The organism is Microthrixaceae bacterium, assembly GCA_016702505.1.
GTDB lineage: Bacteria > Actinomycetota > Acidimicrobiia > Acidimicrobiales > Iamiaceae > Aquihabitans.
In genome coordinates this window covers 1-14542 of record JADJDU010000018.1, presented here as the reverse complement: position 1 = coordinate 14542, position 14542 = coordinate 1, and the positions used below count along the sequence as shown (strand labels likewise).

The window sequence follows — 14542 nt, the reverse complement described above, 5'->3', positions numbered from 1 at the left end:
GCGGCTGGGCCTCGACCGGGACCGCCACCACCGTTGGGGATCGGCGGAGCCGACCGAGCGGTAGCGATCGGTCGAGTCGTTCACCGGCGGTGGAAGTCCTGGAGCGGTTTCACCTGGAGCTCGTGGCTGGACCAGTCGGTCATCCCATCGGCCGCAGCCAAGGCGGCCGAGGCGGTGGTCAGCAGGGGGATGCCTGCCACCCCGGCCGCGGCCCGGATGTAGCCGCCGTCGGCCCGGGGGCCACGCCCCCTGGGGCTGTTCACCACCATCTGGATCTCACCGGCCTCGATGAGGTCGACCGCGGTCGGCGCCTGGGCCGAGTCGTCTCCCAGCTTGGCCAGACGTTGCCTGACCGCCACCCCGGCCGACTCCAAGGGCGTCGGCCGTACCGTCGGTCGCCACGATCTCGAAACCGAGGGCCACATAACGCTGAGCGGCCCGGATCCCGTTGGGTTTGTCCCGATCGGCCAACGAGAAGAACACCGTGCCCGACTCCGGCAAGCGATCCCCCGCCGCGATCTGGCTCTTGGCAAAGGCCAGCCCGAAGGAACGGTCGATGCCCATCACCTCTCCGGTGGAGCGCATCTCCGGTCCCAGCACCCGGTCGGCATCGGGGAAGCGGTTGAACGGGAGGACCGCCTCCTTGACCGCCACGTGACCCGTGGTGATCGGCTCGGTCAGCAGGCCTTCGGCTCGAAGCTCGGCCAGGGTGTCGCCAACCATGACCCGGCTGGCCACCTTCACCAACGGGACGGCGGTGGCTTTGGCCACGAACGGCACCGTCCGGCTGGCCCGCGGGTTGGCCTCGATTACGAAGACCTCACCGTCACGAACGGCGTACTGGACGTTGATGAGACCCTTCACGTCGAGGGCCTCGGCGATCGCCCAGGTGTGGGCCTCGATGGTGGCCACCGTCTCGGCCGACAACGAATAGGGCGGGATAGCGCACGCCGAGTCCCCGGAGTGGACACCGGCCTCCTCCACGTGTTCCATCACGCCACCGATGATCGTGTCCCCGGTGTGGTCCCGGATGGCGTCGACGTCGACCTCAGTGGCGTCCTCCAAGAAGCGGTCGACCAGCACCGGACATTCGGCCGACAGGCCACCCTCACGGCCCAGCGAGCCGAACCCGGCAAGCTGAGCCATGGCGGCATCAAGTTGGGCGTCGTCGTAGACGATCTCCATGGCCCGACCGCCCAGCACGTAGGACGGACGTACGAGCACCGGGTAGCCGACCTCTGCGGCGATGGCCCGGGCCGCCTCGGCGGTGACAGCGGTACCACCGGGAGGTTGGGGGATGTCGAGACGGGCACAAAGGGCGTTCCACCCTTCTCGGTCCTCGGCCAGATCGATCGATGCCGCCGAGGTTCCCAGGACCAGTCCGTCGGGCAGGCGGCCCGACAGCTTGAGTGGGGTCTGACCACCGAGCGAAACGATCACGCCCTTCAGTCCCCCGGGACCGGCGGCCTGCTCCCCCTCGATCACGTTCATCACGTCTTCGTAGGTGAGCGGCTCGAAGTAGAGGCGGTCCGACGTGTCGTAGTCGGTGGAGACCGTCTCGGGGTTGCAGTTGAGCATGATCGTCTCGTAGCCGGCTTCTCGCAGAGCGAAGCTGGCGTGGACGCAGCAGTAGTCGAACTCGATCCCCTGGCCTATGCGGTTGGGACCCGAGCCCAAGATCAACACCTTCAGCCGGTCTCCGGGACGGACCTCGTCGTCGTCCTCGTAGGTGGAGTAGTGGTACGGCGTCTCGGCTTCGAACTCAGCGCCGCAGGTGTCCACGGTCTTGAAGGTGGCGACCACTCCAGCAGCGATGCGGGCAGCCCGAACCTCGTCCTCGGTCACGTTCCAAAGGTGGGCGAGCTGAGCATCACCGAAGCCGAGCCGCTTGGCCCGACGCCAAGCCCGACGGTCCATGTCGGCCACCCCCAGCTCTTCCAGGACGGCCCGCTCGTCGGTGATCTGGGCCATCTGGTCCAAGAACCACGGATCCACCTTGGTTTCTTCGTGGATCTTCTCCAGGCTGATTCCCCGGCGGATGGCCGCCTCCAACTGGAACATCCGATCCGGTGTGGCCAGGGCTGCCGCTGCGACCAATTCCTGATCGGAAAGGTCGTCATAGACCGTCTCGGTCGGATCGGCGTTCAGGCCGAGTCGTCCCTGCTCCAGCGAGCGCAGCGCCTTCTGCAAGGACTCCGGAAACGTGCGTCCGATAGCCATCGCTTCGCCAACGGACTGCATCTGCGTGCCCAGCACCGGAGCCTGGCCGGGGAACTTCTCGAACGCCCAGCGGGGCACCTTGGTGACCACGTAGTCGATGGTGGGTTCGAAGCTGGCCGGGGTCTTGCGGGTTATGTCGTTGGGGATCTCGTCGAGGGTGTAGCCCACCGCCAGGCGCGCCGCGATCTTGGCAATCGGGAACCCGGTGGCCTTGGAGGCCAGGGCGCTGGACCGACTAACCCTGGGGTTCATCTCGATGACGACCATGTCGCCGTTGAGCGGATTCAGGGCGAACTGGACGTTGGACCCACCGGTCTCCACCCCGACGCGGCGTATGCAGGCGAAGGCGGCGTCACGCATCCGCTGGTACTCGACGTCGGACAGGGTCTGGGCCGGTGCCACCGTGATCGAGTCGCCGGTGTGGACGCCCATCGGGTCGACGTTCTCGATGGAGCAGATGATCACGCAGTTGTCGGCCCGATCGCGCATGACCTCGAGCTCGTACTCCTTCCAACCGGCGATGCTCTTCTCGATGAGGATCTCGGTGATGGGACTGGCATCGAGCCCGTGGGAGGCGACCCGCTCGAACTCTTCGGTGGTCGAGGCGATGCCGGTTCCCTTGCCTCCCAGGATGTAGGCCGGCCTGATGACGACGGGCAGACCGATCTCGGCCACAACCCGGCGGGCGGACTCCATGGCCGCCGCCACCTGTTGGCCCTTGGGGGCTCGCTTCAGTTCGGCGGGTGGAGCGGCAACGCCAGAGGCGGGAACATCCAAGCCGATGCCGATCATCGCCACCTTGAACCGTTCACGGTCCTCGGCGGTGGCGATGGCCTCGGCATCAGCACCGATCAGCTCCACGCCGTAGCGGTCCAACACCCCGGCCTCGACCAGATCCATGGCCAGGTTCAGCGCAGTCTGGCCGCCGAGGGTGGGAAGGAGGGCGTCGGGGCGCTCCCGTTCGATGATGCGGGTGAGGATCTCGACGTCGAGGGGTTCCACGTAGGTGGCATCCGCGAAGTCGGGGTCGGTCATGATCGTGGCCGGGTTGGAGTTGGCCAGGATCACCCGGTAGCCCTCCTCGCGCAGCACCCGGCAGGCCTGGGTCCCCGAGTAGTCGAACTCACAGGCCTGGCCGATCACGATCGGGCCCGATCCGATCAGCAGGATCGACGAGATGTCGTCGCGGCGGGGCATCAGGCCTCCTCCCCATGGTCGGCACGGATCGGAGCAGGTGACCCGTCAGCAGGCCGTCTGGTTCGCGGTGGGTGCGGCGTAGCGGCGGTGAGGGCACCGAGATGGTGGTGGGACCGGGTCGTCCCATGTGGTGGTTCATGAGGGCGGCGAAGTCGGCGAAGAGGTAGGCCGAGTCGTGCGGGCCGGGGCCGGCCTCGGGATGGTGCTGCACCGAGAAGGCGGGCACATCGGTGGCCTGGATGCCTTCGATCACCCCGTCGTTGAGGTTGACGTGGGTGACCTCGGCTGACGGGATCGACCCTTCGGCCACGGCGAAGTTGTGGTTCTGGCTCGTGATCTCAACCACCCCGTCGCGCATGCGTCGGACCGGGTGGTTACCGCCGTGGTGACCGAAGGGAAGCTTCTCGATCGATCCGCCCAGGGCGGTGGCCAGGAGCTGATGACCGAGGCAGATGCCGAACACGGGTACTTCGCCCAGGATCTGACCGATGGCCTCTGCGGCGTAGGGGACGGTGGCCGGATCGCCCGGCCCATTGGACAAGAACACACCGTGTGGTTCCCGGGCCAGCACCTCCGCTGCCGGGGTCGAGGCGGGAACCACCTCGACGTGGGCAAAGCCGGCCAGGTGGCGCAAGATGGTGGTCTTGATCCCGAAGTCGTAGGCCACCACCCGGTAGGAAGCACCTTCGGATCCGACCACGTACGGCTCGGTGGTGGTGACCTGGGAAACCAGGTCAACGCCGAGAGTTCCGGGTTCGGCGGCGGCCTCGGCCCGTAGACGGTCCTCGGTCACCGTCGTTCCGTCGGGGGCCGGACCCAGGGCACCGAACGCGCCGGGCATGGCCCCGCTGTCGCGGATGTGGCGGGTAAGTCGGCGAGTATCGATCCCACCGATCCCGGGCACGCCATGAGCGTTCAGCCAGGCGTCGAGGTCCTGATCGGACCGCCAGTTGGACCGGCGACGAGCCAGCTCGCGCACCACCACACCTCGACAGAACGGGCGCCGGTACTCGTCGTCCAGCGGGCTGACGCCGTAGTTCCCAATGTGGGGGTAGGTGAAGGTGATGATCTGCCCGGCGTAGGACGGGTCAGAGATGACCTCCTGGTAGCCCGACAGCACGGTGTTGAAAACCACCTCACCGGTGGCCAACCCGTTGGCGGGAGTGGCGCCGAGGGCTTCGCCCTCGAACACGGTGCCGTCGGTGAGCACCAGGAGTGCTTCGCGCACGGGCCCGCTCACGGCAGAACCCGGGCAAAAGAAAAGCCCCCGGCTGGGGGCGTGAACGACCAGGTGCGTTGTTCCACTCGACCTTCTCCTGTCCGTGTGGGCCTCACTGGACCCACTTCACGGTCAGAAGGGCACTCTACCACCCACCCCACCGAGGCTTCCGAGCCGGCCACCGCGGAGTGCCCATTCAGGGCCTGCGTGTTGTGGAATTGGGCCCGTCCCCGCAACGGGCGCCGACGGCGGCGTCCGCCATGTCATCGGATCGCGGCAGGCATCACCGTCGGCAGTCCGGCACCGGCCCTAGCGTTGACGTGTGGTTGTGGTCGGGGTGATCACCGTGGCGGTGGCGGGCTGGTGGTGCGCCACTGTGCTGGGCAACGAGGACCGCTACCTGCGCGCCGTCGCCCCACTGTCCGCCTCTCCCCGCTTCGCCCGTCTGGCCGGGTACTCGGTGTCGGTGGCGGTCCGTCACCGAGCCGGTTGGCGGCGACCGTTGAGCCGTCCCGTCGGCCGGGTGCTGGCCTCTGCCACCCGACGATCGATGGGTACCCGTTCCTTTGACCGGATGTGGCTGGTCGGGCATCGGACCCTGCACCGCCATCGGGTTCAACACCGCCAACTCGCTCGGTTCCGAGTGGCGGCAGCGATGGTTGGACTGGCGACGTTGGGTTTGGCCGTCGGAGTGAGCACCAAGCTCGACCCCCGATCCTGACCACCGAGGCAGCGGGACCAGCCAATCCGTTTCGCCGTGGGTTTCCTGGTGGCAGCACTGGCAACGCCGCCGGCCAGTACCAGAGGGGGCTGCTCAGGAAGGCTGGAGCGACCGGGCCAAGGCGACCAGCGACTCCGGGCTGCTGTCACCCTCACGATGACGAACCGATGCACGGGCGACGGCCAGCACCGATCGGGCGGCGGGAGCACGGACATCGGGGTCGAGGGTCTCGATGTCTGAGGTCTTGGCCAGACCCACGATCCTTCGGGCCATCTTGGCCGCCGCGAACAGCCAGGCATCCTCGCGCCAGTGGGCCAGCAGGTGCTCCTCCAGTTCTTCGTGCCAGACCCGGGGATCTACCCGGGTTGGCCACAACCGACGGAACTCCGCCTCGAAGGCCGTCCACGTCCTGACCACCAGATCCAGGCACCAGTCCTGGTGGGTGACATCATTCAATGCCGCCCCACGGGTGGCGGCTATCAGGTAGTTGGCCCATAGGGCTCCCAGGTCGAAGGCGACCGGTCCGCAGAACCCGAACTCGCTGTCGATGGCCCGAGCCGTCGACGGCTGACCGCCTGGTTCGCCGTCGGGGCCTGAGCCCCGCACCATCACCGAACCGGTGTGGAGGTCACCGTGGATGATGGCCTCACCTTCGGTCATGAACTTCCACTTGGCCAGGCCCATGGCCGCCACCATCTCGGCATCGGCAGCCAGCGCCGCGGCATCGGGCTCGTTGGCCGGCAACACCCCGTTGCGACCGGCATCCACATAGGGCTCGGTGAAGACCAGGTCCTCGGTGATGCGACACAGTTCGCCGTTGGACGTGCTGGCGGCCAGACGCTTGTGGTCCTCGGGGTCCATGCCCAGCGGTGAGGTCCCGAAAGCCACCGACGCCACGTAGCGGCCCATCGCCTCGGCCACCCCGTCGTGGCGCAGCCTGTCGTTGAGCGCGCCCCGCCACACCCGACGGTCCGAAAGGTCCTCCATGGCGATGATGAACCGCTCGGTGTCATAGCCGTAGATGTCCGGCACCAGGCCCGGGGCCACCCGAGCGTGAACCGAGGTGATCTCTGCCTCCAGGCGGGCCCGGTCGGGGCGCATGGGCCAGTCCGGGCCTACAAGACGCATGTAGGGCAGGGCCTGCTTCAGCACCACTCCCCTCCCCGCGGTGTCGGTCAGGATGAAGACCAGGTTGAGGTTGCCGTCGCCCACCTCTTCGACGCGGGCCAGCGAACCGGTGTCGATCCGAGTGGCCAGTTCCGGTCGGGACGCCACATAGGACGCGGCCGACTCGGCGGTGAGCACCTGGTAGCCGACTTCGGTAGCTGTCATCGGGTTCTCCTAGATCAACGGGGGAAGCAGGCGGCGACGCCGCCGTCGACGGGAACGACCGCACCCGTGGTGCGCGACGACGAATCACCGAAGAGGTGGACGACCGTGTCGGCCACATCGGCGGTGGTCACGCTCCGGCGCAAGATGTTGCGGTCCTTGTAGAAGTCCTCGAGGGCGTCCGGCGCGATGCCGTGGGCGCTGGCCCGCTCCTCGCGAAGGCCGTGGTCCCACAGGTGGGACCCTTCGAACACGGCGTCAGGGTTGATGGCATTGGCCCTGATGCCGTGGGGACCGCCTTCGAGGGCGGCGATGCGCATCAGCTGGACCATGCCCGCCTTGGACACCGAGTACGCCCCGAACCCGGCCCCGGGGCCAAAGGCGTTCTTGGATGCGACATAGACCAGTGACCCGCCGATCCCCTGCTCTTTGAGGATCGGGAGCGCGGCTCGCGTCAGCAGAAAGGCGCTGGACAAGTTGATGCGCAGGGCCCGGTCCCAGTCCTCCAGGTCGATCTCGTCGAGGTTGCCGGTGACCGCCACACCGGCGTTGGCCACGATGCCGTCCAGACCTCCGAAGGTGCGGACCGCGCTGGAGACCGTGGCGGCCACGACGTCAGGGTCGGACTGGTCACCGACCACCATTGCCGCCTCGGGATGACCGGCGGCGGCGAGCTCGGCTGTCACCGCCTCCAAACCGGGACCGTCGAGGTCGGCCAGCACCACGCTGGCCCCCAGCGCCGCCAGGCGGCGGGCTGCTTCCCGGCCTATGCCCGAGGCAGCCCCGGTGACCACCACGATCCGTCCGGCCAGCGCCTTGGGTGGTGGCTTGAGGGTGAGCTTGTAGAGCTCCAACGGCCAGTAGTCGAAGCGGAAGATGTCGCTCTCGGCCAGGGGAAGTGGGGTCCCGAAGGAGTCGGCGATGGTCGCGGCCACATGGTGAGTGGCGTCGGCCACGTCGGCCGCGACGCGGGCGGTGCGGTGGTCGGGTCCGGCGGTCACCGCACCCAGGCCGGGCACCAACAGCACCGTCGGGGTGGGGTCGTGCATGGCGAACCCCTCGGGCAGCCCGTGACGGTTCCGGTCGAAGTAGGCGGTGTAGTCGGCCACATAGGAAGCGACCGCGGCGCGCACGCCCTCTGGGGTCGGGTCGGTCACCACAGAGGACCACGGCTTGATTCGCAGCATGTGATCGGCCGAGGACACCCCACCGGCCACGATCGTGGCCACGTCGGCCCGATCGGCCACGTCGCGAAGTCGGTCGTCGACGAGCAGCACCTTGTGGGTCCGCTCGCTCACCGCCCCCCGCACGTTGACCAGCAGCCGTTCGGTATAGGCGGCGTCGAGGTCACCGACCCGTCGGGCACCAGCGGTGGAAGTACCGGTGGCGGCGATGTGGGCGTCGGCCTTGGCGACCGCCTCCACGGTTCGGCGGTAGCAGTCGTCGCTATCGTCGGACCAACAGAACAGGCCGTGGTTCGCCAGCACTACCCCATCGAAGTCGGCCAGGAGCCCCACCGCCTTGGCCAACTCGAAACCGGGCATCACCCAGTCGACGTAGGCGTACCCATCCCCCAGGACCTCTGCCACCACCTCACGACCGCGGGCGTGGTTGGTGAGAGCGCAGATCGAATCGGCGTGGACGTGATCGATGTGGGTGCGGGGCACGAAGGCGTGCAGCAGCGTCTCGATGGATGGCCGGGGCGACGTCGGGTCGACCAGAGCCCGGGCCACGTACGCCACCATCTCGTCGTCGGTCATCTCCTCGACCGACGCCAACGCGGTCAGCTCCTCCAACCGCAACGCCGGGTAGTCACGGGGAACCGAGGTGCCCATGTCCGAGCCGGAGCCTTTGACCCACAGCACGCGCTGTTCACGACCGAGGTGATCTACGAGAGTCCCCTTGGCCGAGGTGTTGCCACCTCCGTGCAGGACCAGCCGAGGGTCAGCACCGATACGCCGCGACCGCTCGACCAGGGCGGCCAGCGGGGCGGGTACATCAGAACCCGCGAGGGTGGGGTCGGTCACTGGTGCTCCTGTGGGGGGAAGATGGTGTGGGTTCCGTCGCCGGGCTCGACCACCCCGGCCTCGGTGACGATGGCGCTGATCAGTTGAGCCGGGGTGACGTCGAATGCCGGGTTGTACCCCTTGGTGCCGTCGGGAGCGGTGGCAGCCTCCGACCAGCGGACCACTTCGTCCCCGTCGCGCAGCTCGATCTGTATGTCTCGGCCCGACGCCGTGGCCCGATCCACGGTCGACTGCGGTGCGGCGACCACGAATGGGATCCCGGCGTGCGCGCAGGCCAGAGCCACCCCCAGGGTGCCGACCTTGTTGGCGGTGTCACCGTTGGCGGCGATCCGATCGGCGCCGACCACCGCCACGTCGACATGACCGCCGACGATGGTCCCCGCCGCGGCCGAATCGACCTGCACCACGTGTTCGGCCCCCATCCGCTCCAGTTCCCAGGCGGTCAGGCGCGCTCCCTGGAGGAGAGGCCTGGTCTCATCGGCGTAGACGCGACCCAGGCGACCCCGCTCAAGCAGTTCACGCACCACACCCAGAGCCGTTCCCCATCCGGTGGTGGCCAGAGCCCCGGCGTTGCAGTGGGTGAGGACCCGAACCCCTGCATCGGTCCGGCCCGCCAGGTCGGGTCGGGTCAGAATCCAGTCGGCGCCGTGTCGGCTCAACTCCCGGTTGGCCGCCAGATCCTCTTCCATCAACCGCTGCGCCTCGGCCACCACCGCCTGAACCCCGTCTCCGACGTAGGCCGCGGCCCGGTCCGCCCCCCAGGCCAGGTTCACTGCGGTGGGCCGGGCATCTCGTACGCGGGCCACCTGCCTGGCCAACTCCCCGGACGTCCAACCGCTCCGGGTCCCCTCGGCCACCGCCACGGCCACCCCGAATGCACCGGCGGCGCCGAGGGCTGGAGCCCCCCTGACCACCAGGCGCTCGATGGCGTCGACCACCTGATCGACGGTCGTGCACACCACCTGTTCCTCACGGCCGGGCAGAAGCGTCTGATCGATGAGCACCATGCCCGGCAAGGACCCGTCCACCCAACCGACCGCCCGAATCTCTTCCAAACCCTGTCCCCTTCTTCACCGCCACCCAACGGAAGGCCCCGCACCGTAGCCGCGCCACGCCGCCAAGCCGCCGGGTGGCTCTCGGCATTGGTCGGAGCCAGGTCCCCGGGTTGCGGATGGTCAACGCTCGCCAGGGTCTGTCAAAGGGGGCAGGTCCAATACCGTCTGCGCAGCCAACTCGGCGGCATCGGTCCTCGACGGTCTCTAGGGTGCGGAGATGCCTCTGCCTCTACCCGCATCTGATCGGACCGCCATCGTCACCGGGGCTTCCTCGGGAATCGGTGAGGGGATCGCCAGAGAGCTGGCTCGACGTGGCCACAACGTGGTGCTGGTGGCTCGTTCGACGGACAAGTTGGAGGCCCTGGCGTCGGAGTTGTCCCGCGATGGCCGTCGGGCCGAGGTGTTGGGCGCCGACCTGTCCGATCGAGAGGTGCGGGCCGGCCTGACCGAGCGGGTGGAGGCGCTGGGCCTGACCCCCGACATCCTCGTCAACAACGCCGGGTTGTCCACCACCGGTCCGGTCCACGCTGCCGACCTGGCTGCCGAGATGAACATGATCGAGGTCGACGTGGTGGCGGTGGCCGACCTAGTCACCCGTTTCCTGCCCGGCATGGTGGAAAGGGACCGGGAGGATCCTCAATGTGGCCTCCACCGCCGCCTTTCAGCCACTCCCTGGTCAGGCCGGCTACGCCGCCTGCAAGGCGTTCGTCCTCTCCTACAGCCGGTCACTGCACGCCGAACTGGCTGGCACCGGCGTGTCGGTCACCGCTCTGTGCCCGGGCCCGGTCCACCGGGTTCAGCGATGCTGCGGGCTTCCCCAAAGAAGAAGCCGGTGCGCTGCCCTCGTTCATGTGGGAGTCGGTCGAGTCGGTGGCCCGTTGCGGCATCAACGCCCTGGCCAAGGGCCACCCGGTGGCGATCCCCGGAACGGCAAACCGAGTGGCAGCCATGGCCGCCCACCTCACCCCCAAGTCGATCCTGGCCCCACTCCTAGCCCGCCAGCACCCCGCCCTCCGCTCCCGTTGACCTGAAGGGTCCAAGCCCGGATCTGTGAAACCTGCAATGGCGTACTGGCCCAGTGTTTCCCACCACGCCATAGTTCGTGACCTGACCTCGAGCTTCCCAGTCGTGTCCACGTCCGACTCAAGATCCGGCCCTCTGCCACCGTTGGAGCCCCTGCGGTACGCGTTCGCGCAGCTTGTTCGTGACCTGACGTCGAGCAGCCATGTCGATCTTGCCTTCCATGAACCGGCAAGCGTTCTCCCGGGCCCGGGATCATGCGCTCAAAGTGCGTGAGGCATCAATCATCCCCAAGGGCTCAAAGTGTGTGAGGCAGGTCGAGTTCCTGTAAAGCGCGCAGATCAATGCACTACCATCCTCTGCTATGCGGGAACCACGGCACGGATAGCCTTGCGGAGTTAAACACCGGCCCAGCGAAGGTGGGGTGTCGCGACTCGGTTAGGAGGCTTCTCCTGACAATTGTGACGCTATCCGCGCTTCCTTCCTGTTATGACGGGATCTTTCCAACTGCGAACCTTCGCGGCGGAAACACGAGTGCGATACCAACCAGATATGCCTTCAGGACAATTTGGGCGTATCGTACTACGTGGATCCGGCGACGCTTCCGTGGAGTGTTAACCCCGCCCACGCCGTGATGAGTCATATCGGCGACAGACTTGAATACCGCCGTCACCCAGTTCACCTCAATTTGTGACGCAGCCGGGGATGGCGAAACGGACATAATCATTCGCCCAGACAACCACCGGCTTCCAAGGCCAACTTTGCGGGCGCTGGTTCTGCGAGAACGTCTCCGATGCCGGAGCTGGCCTTAGATCAGTTTATCTTGGAGATTGAACGAAGACGCCTATTGCGCAGCGCAGGGCAAACCGTTGCGGCACATATGACGCGATGCACGAATTGGTCTGCCATGGCGTTGGCCACACGGTCGGATTGGTCCAAGCTGGAGATGCTTCACCGCCCCGGGCACCCGATAGCGCTGCCCTTGGCTGCATGGGCAATGCTCTACCTCCGCGTAAGCCTAGGTGAGACGACTTCACGCTGATCAACGGAGCATACTGATGTCAAGAAGGGGAGACCGAATGCTCACGAGACCTACTATGGTTTGCATTGCTCTAGCGGTGATCGCCTCGCTTCAACATCTGCGTGCGGCTCAGCCTCAAAGTCAGGCGGCCGACGACCGACAGGACTTTCCTCGAGTTCTGGGCGTGGATGTCTCCTGCCAGTCGATGATCAATGACATTGTTGACTACAGAGAGGTCGTCGTCAGTTGTGACCGTCACTGCTGAGATTTTTCGAGGAGCTTCCAGCAAACGACAATCAACCTGTCTTTTCAAGCGGTTTCCTGCATGTGTCCGTTGACGAAATCCTGCTCGATACCGGAGTGGCGATTAACACATCTGTCACACTTCAGGCCCTAGGTGCGTTCAAGTCGGACGGTGAGCTACTACCGGAAACGGTTGACGGTACCCTCACATTGAGGTTGAAACCAGTACGTTGTCTCTCTCATTCGCGATGGTATATTGATACCGGTTCCAATGGCAGTGTTTGAGTATCCTGATGGACGCGTCTCCATGAATGGCCACAGGCAGGCCCAAACTATCCCTGGATCGATGGTTTGACATCCAGTGAGCTCTTCGACCACTCTTGACGCAGACTCCGGGAGACACGATCGCTTGAGGAGTATCTCCGAGCTTCCTTCGCTGGAGAGGTCGGCCGCGGTTGCAGAGGAGAGGTCAGAAGGAGACTCAGCCAATTGAGGCCGTCCCAATAGCGCTCCAGCTACACCGAGGCGAACCTCGATCTGACCGATTAGCGTTGGGGCTCACCGCCATCACCACCGGCTCACCGTGGAGAAGGGTGGCGGACCTTTGGTGCCACGCACCTCTGGCCTTCGTAGGGGTGTTGCGGCTGCGGCTGGCTGTCGTCGGCCTGACCGTTTACGTCGCCCGGGGTCGAACACACACAGGTTTGGCTGGTTCACCCGCGGCGATCAAAACGGCGGCCATGGCGGTCCTCAACCCCCGGCCACGCGCGGGCCAGCGACAACGCAGCCAGCACCTGTCCGACAGGCATGTCCAACTCGGTGAGAGCCAAGGCCAGGGCGGTCTCGAGGCCCAACATTCCGGGAGGGGCCTGGTCGAAGGGCAGTTCCTTACTCTCGGGCGTGTGGGGGGCATGGTCGGTGGCGATGGTGGCGATCGTCCCGTCGGCCAGCCCGGCCCGGACCGCAACCACGTCCTCGGCCGTACGCAGAGGGGGGTTCACCTTGAACACCGGGTCGTAGGAGGCGCACTCGGCGTGAGTGAGGGTGAAGTGATGGGGTGTGGCTTCAGCAGTGACCGGTAGTCCTGCCGCGATTGCGTCTGGATCATGGCCACCGAACGGGCGGTGGATATGTGCTGGCCTGGATGCGTGACATCCGGTGAGGCGAGTTCAGGCGATGTCACGCATGACTATCAACTCCTCGGCCTCGGCGGGCTGAGATCGGCGATGCCAAGACGAGCCGACCACTCCACTCGTGCATGTGGCCGCCGCCGCACAGGGCATCGTCCTCGCAAATGCTGCGCCAGTGGCGTCACGCCGAGGCCCACGGCGTACCTACGGCCCGACGCATCAGGCGGCCGTCCTGCACCCCGGCACCATCGTCGGTGAATACCTTCACCCCGAGCTCGGCCATCTCGGCCATGGGGGCGAGCTGCTCTCCAGCCCGCCCCACGGTGATGGCACCCGACGTACACGTCACACGGTGCAGTCCGCCCGCGCCCGAGGACCTCATGAACCACCGCAGCACTGTCGATGGCCGGGGTGGTGTTTGGCATGGCCAACACCGCGGTGTAGCTGCCGAGGGCTGCCCTCGCTTCCCTGTCTCCACCTGTCTCGGCCTCCCTCCTTGCCCGGGTCACGCAGGTGGGTGTGCACATCCACCAGGCCGGGGGCCACGATGCAACCGGCGGCGTCGAGGGTTCGGTCCGCGCCTTCAGGTCCGGACCTACCGCCTTCACCACGCCGTCGACCACGACGACGTCGGCGACACGCTCGCCGCTGGCATCGATCACGGTTCCGCCTCGATCACGATCGTCGGCCGGTCAGCCACGGGAACTCTCTTCATCGGTGGGCTGGCACCCACGGCGCCCGTCGGTTCGGGGACGGATCGAGGCCCAAATGCGTCGAGGCGGCCGTGGGTCGTCGTTGCGGTGTTCGGGGTTCACTGTGCCCGGCACCGGCTCCCAGCAACAGGTACAGCACGGCCATACGCACCGCCACGCCGTTGGTGACCTGGTCCAGGATCAGCGAACAGGGGCAGGCCCGCCACCTCCGCCGCGAGATCTCCACGCCCCCGTTCATGGGACCGGGATGCATCACCACGGCCCCGGGTCGCAACAGAGCCGCCCGCCTAGTGGTGAGTCCATAGGGGGTGCGGTGTATTCGCGCAACGACGGCAAGAGGGTTTCGGTCATCCGCTCACGTTGCATGCGCAGGAGGCAGGCCATGTCCACGGTGGGCAACAGCACTGCGTCGATGTCAGGCCTTCACCTTCACCGGCCAACCCTCCAGGCTCGGCGGCGGTGGTGGGAGGCGCCACCAGGGTCACCTCGGCGCCGAGCGCGGTGAAAGCCTCGACATCGGAGCGTGCCACCCGGTTGTGCTTGATGTCGCCGATGATGGCGATGTGGCGACCGACGACTCTGCACTGAGGTGCTGACGGATCGTAGCAGTCCAGCAGTGCTTGCTAAATGCTGGTGCCAGCCGTCAC

8 protein-coding genes and 2 pseudogenes are annotated in these 14542 nt (G+C 66.7%); 2 read left to right on the top strand and 8 right to left on the bottom strand.

Annotation, left to right across the window (positions count from 1 at the left end; genetic code table 11):
- Positions 1 to 80 precede the first annotated feature (80 nt).
- Together carB and carA are read right to left on the bottom strand one after the other, a co-directional pair.
- Positions 81 to 3417: pseudogene (gene carB, locus IPG97_15535) on the bottom strand (carbamoyl-phosphate synthase large subunit).
- The gene (carA, locus tag IPG97_15530; GenBank protein ID MBK6857906.1) at positions 3344 to 4645 is read right to left on the bottom strand and encodes a glutamine-hydrolyzing carbamoyl-phosphate synthase small subunit; all 1302 of its coding nucleotides are present in this window, start codon (positions 4643 to 4645) and stop codon (positions 3344 to 3346) included. The pseudogene carB and the gene carA overlap by 74 nt, the downstream one beginning before the upstream one ends.
- Before the next feature lie 313 nt (positions 4646 to 4958).
- Here carA and IPG97_15525 point away from each other — a divergent pair, with 313 nt between their 5' ends.
- Positions 4959 to 5357, top strand: a complete 399-nt coding sequence (locus tag IPG97_15525; protein ID MBK6857905.1) for a hypothetical protein — start codon at positions 4959 to 4961, stop codon at positions 5355 to 5357.
- Positions 5358 to 5450: 93 nt separating this feature from the next.
- Here IPG97_15525 and mtnK read toward each other — a convergent pair whose 3' ends face one another.
- The 3 genes from mtnK to mtnA are packed head-to-tail and all read right to left on the bottom strand — an operon-like array spanning position 5451 to position 9768.
- Positions 5451 to 6689, bottom strand: coding sequence for an S-methyl-5-thioribose kinase (gene mtnK, locus IPG97_15520; GenBank protein ID MBK6857904.1), 1239 nt, complete (start codon positions 6687 to 6689; stop codon positions 5451 to 5453).
- 14 nt (positions 6690 to 6703) lie between these two features.
- Positions 6704 to 8713: a bifunctional rhamnulose-1-phosphate aldolase/short-chain dehydrogenase gene (gene rhaD, locus IPG97_15515; protein MBK6857903.1), complete on the bottom strand. Its 2010-nt coding sequence runs from the start codon at positions 8711 to 8713 to the stop codon at positions 6704 to 6706.
- Positions 8710 to 9768, bottom strand: a complete 1059-nt coding sequence (gene mtnA, locus IPG97_15510; protein ID MBK6857902.1) for an S-methyl-5-thioribose-1-phosphate isomerase — start codon at positions 9766 to 9768, stop codon at positions 8710 to 8712. Before mtnA ends, rhaD begins: the two co-directional genes overlap by 4 nt.
- A gap of 217 nt (positions 9769 to 9985) precedes the next feature.
- Between mtnA and IPG97_15505 the strand changes: the two are divergent.
- Positions 9986 to 10794 (top strand): annotated as a pseudogene (locus IPG97_15505) (SDR family oxidoreductase).
- Between the two features lie 1971 nt (positions 10795 to 12765).
- Here the strand turns inward: IPG97_15505 and IPG97_15500 are convergent.
- The 3 genes from IPG97_15500 to IPG97_15490 form a co-directional block, all read right to left on the bottom strand.
- Entirely contained in the window at positions 12766 to 13053 is a 288-nt protein-coding gene (locus IPG97_15500; protein MBK6857901.1) for a hypothetical protein, read from the bottom strand.
- Positions 13054 to 13363: 310 nt separating this feature from the next.
- Complete coding sequence (locus IPG97_15495) at positions 13364 to 13564, bottom strand: hypothetical protein (GenBank protein ID MBK6857900.1); 201 nt, start codon at positions 13562 to 13564, stop codon at positions 13364 to 13366.
- 329 nt (positions 13565 to 13893) lie between these two features.
- Entirely contained in the window at positions 13894 to 14169 is a 276-nt protein-coding gene (locus IPG97_15490; GenBank protein ID MBK6857899.1) for a hypothetical protein, read from the bottom strand.
- Positions 14170 to 14542 lie beyond the last annotated feature (373 nt).

Excerpts from the sequence above, each read along its gene's own strand:
- mtnK (MBK6857904.1), bottom strand. The coding sequence starts at position 6,689 with ATGACAGCTACCGAAGTCGGCTACCAGGTGCTCACCGCCGAGTCGGCC.
- IPG97_15495 (MBK6857900.1), bottom strand. The coding sequence starts at position 13,564 with ATGAGGTCCTCGGGCGCGGGCGGACTGCACCGTGTGACGTGTACGTCG.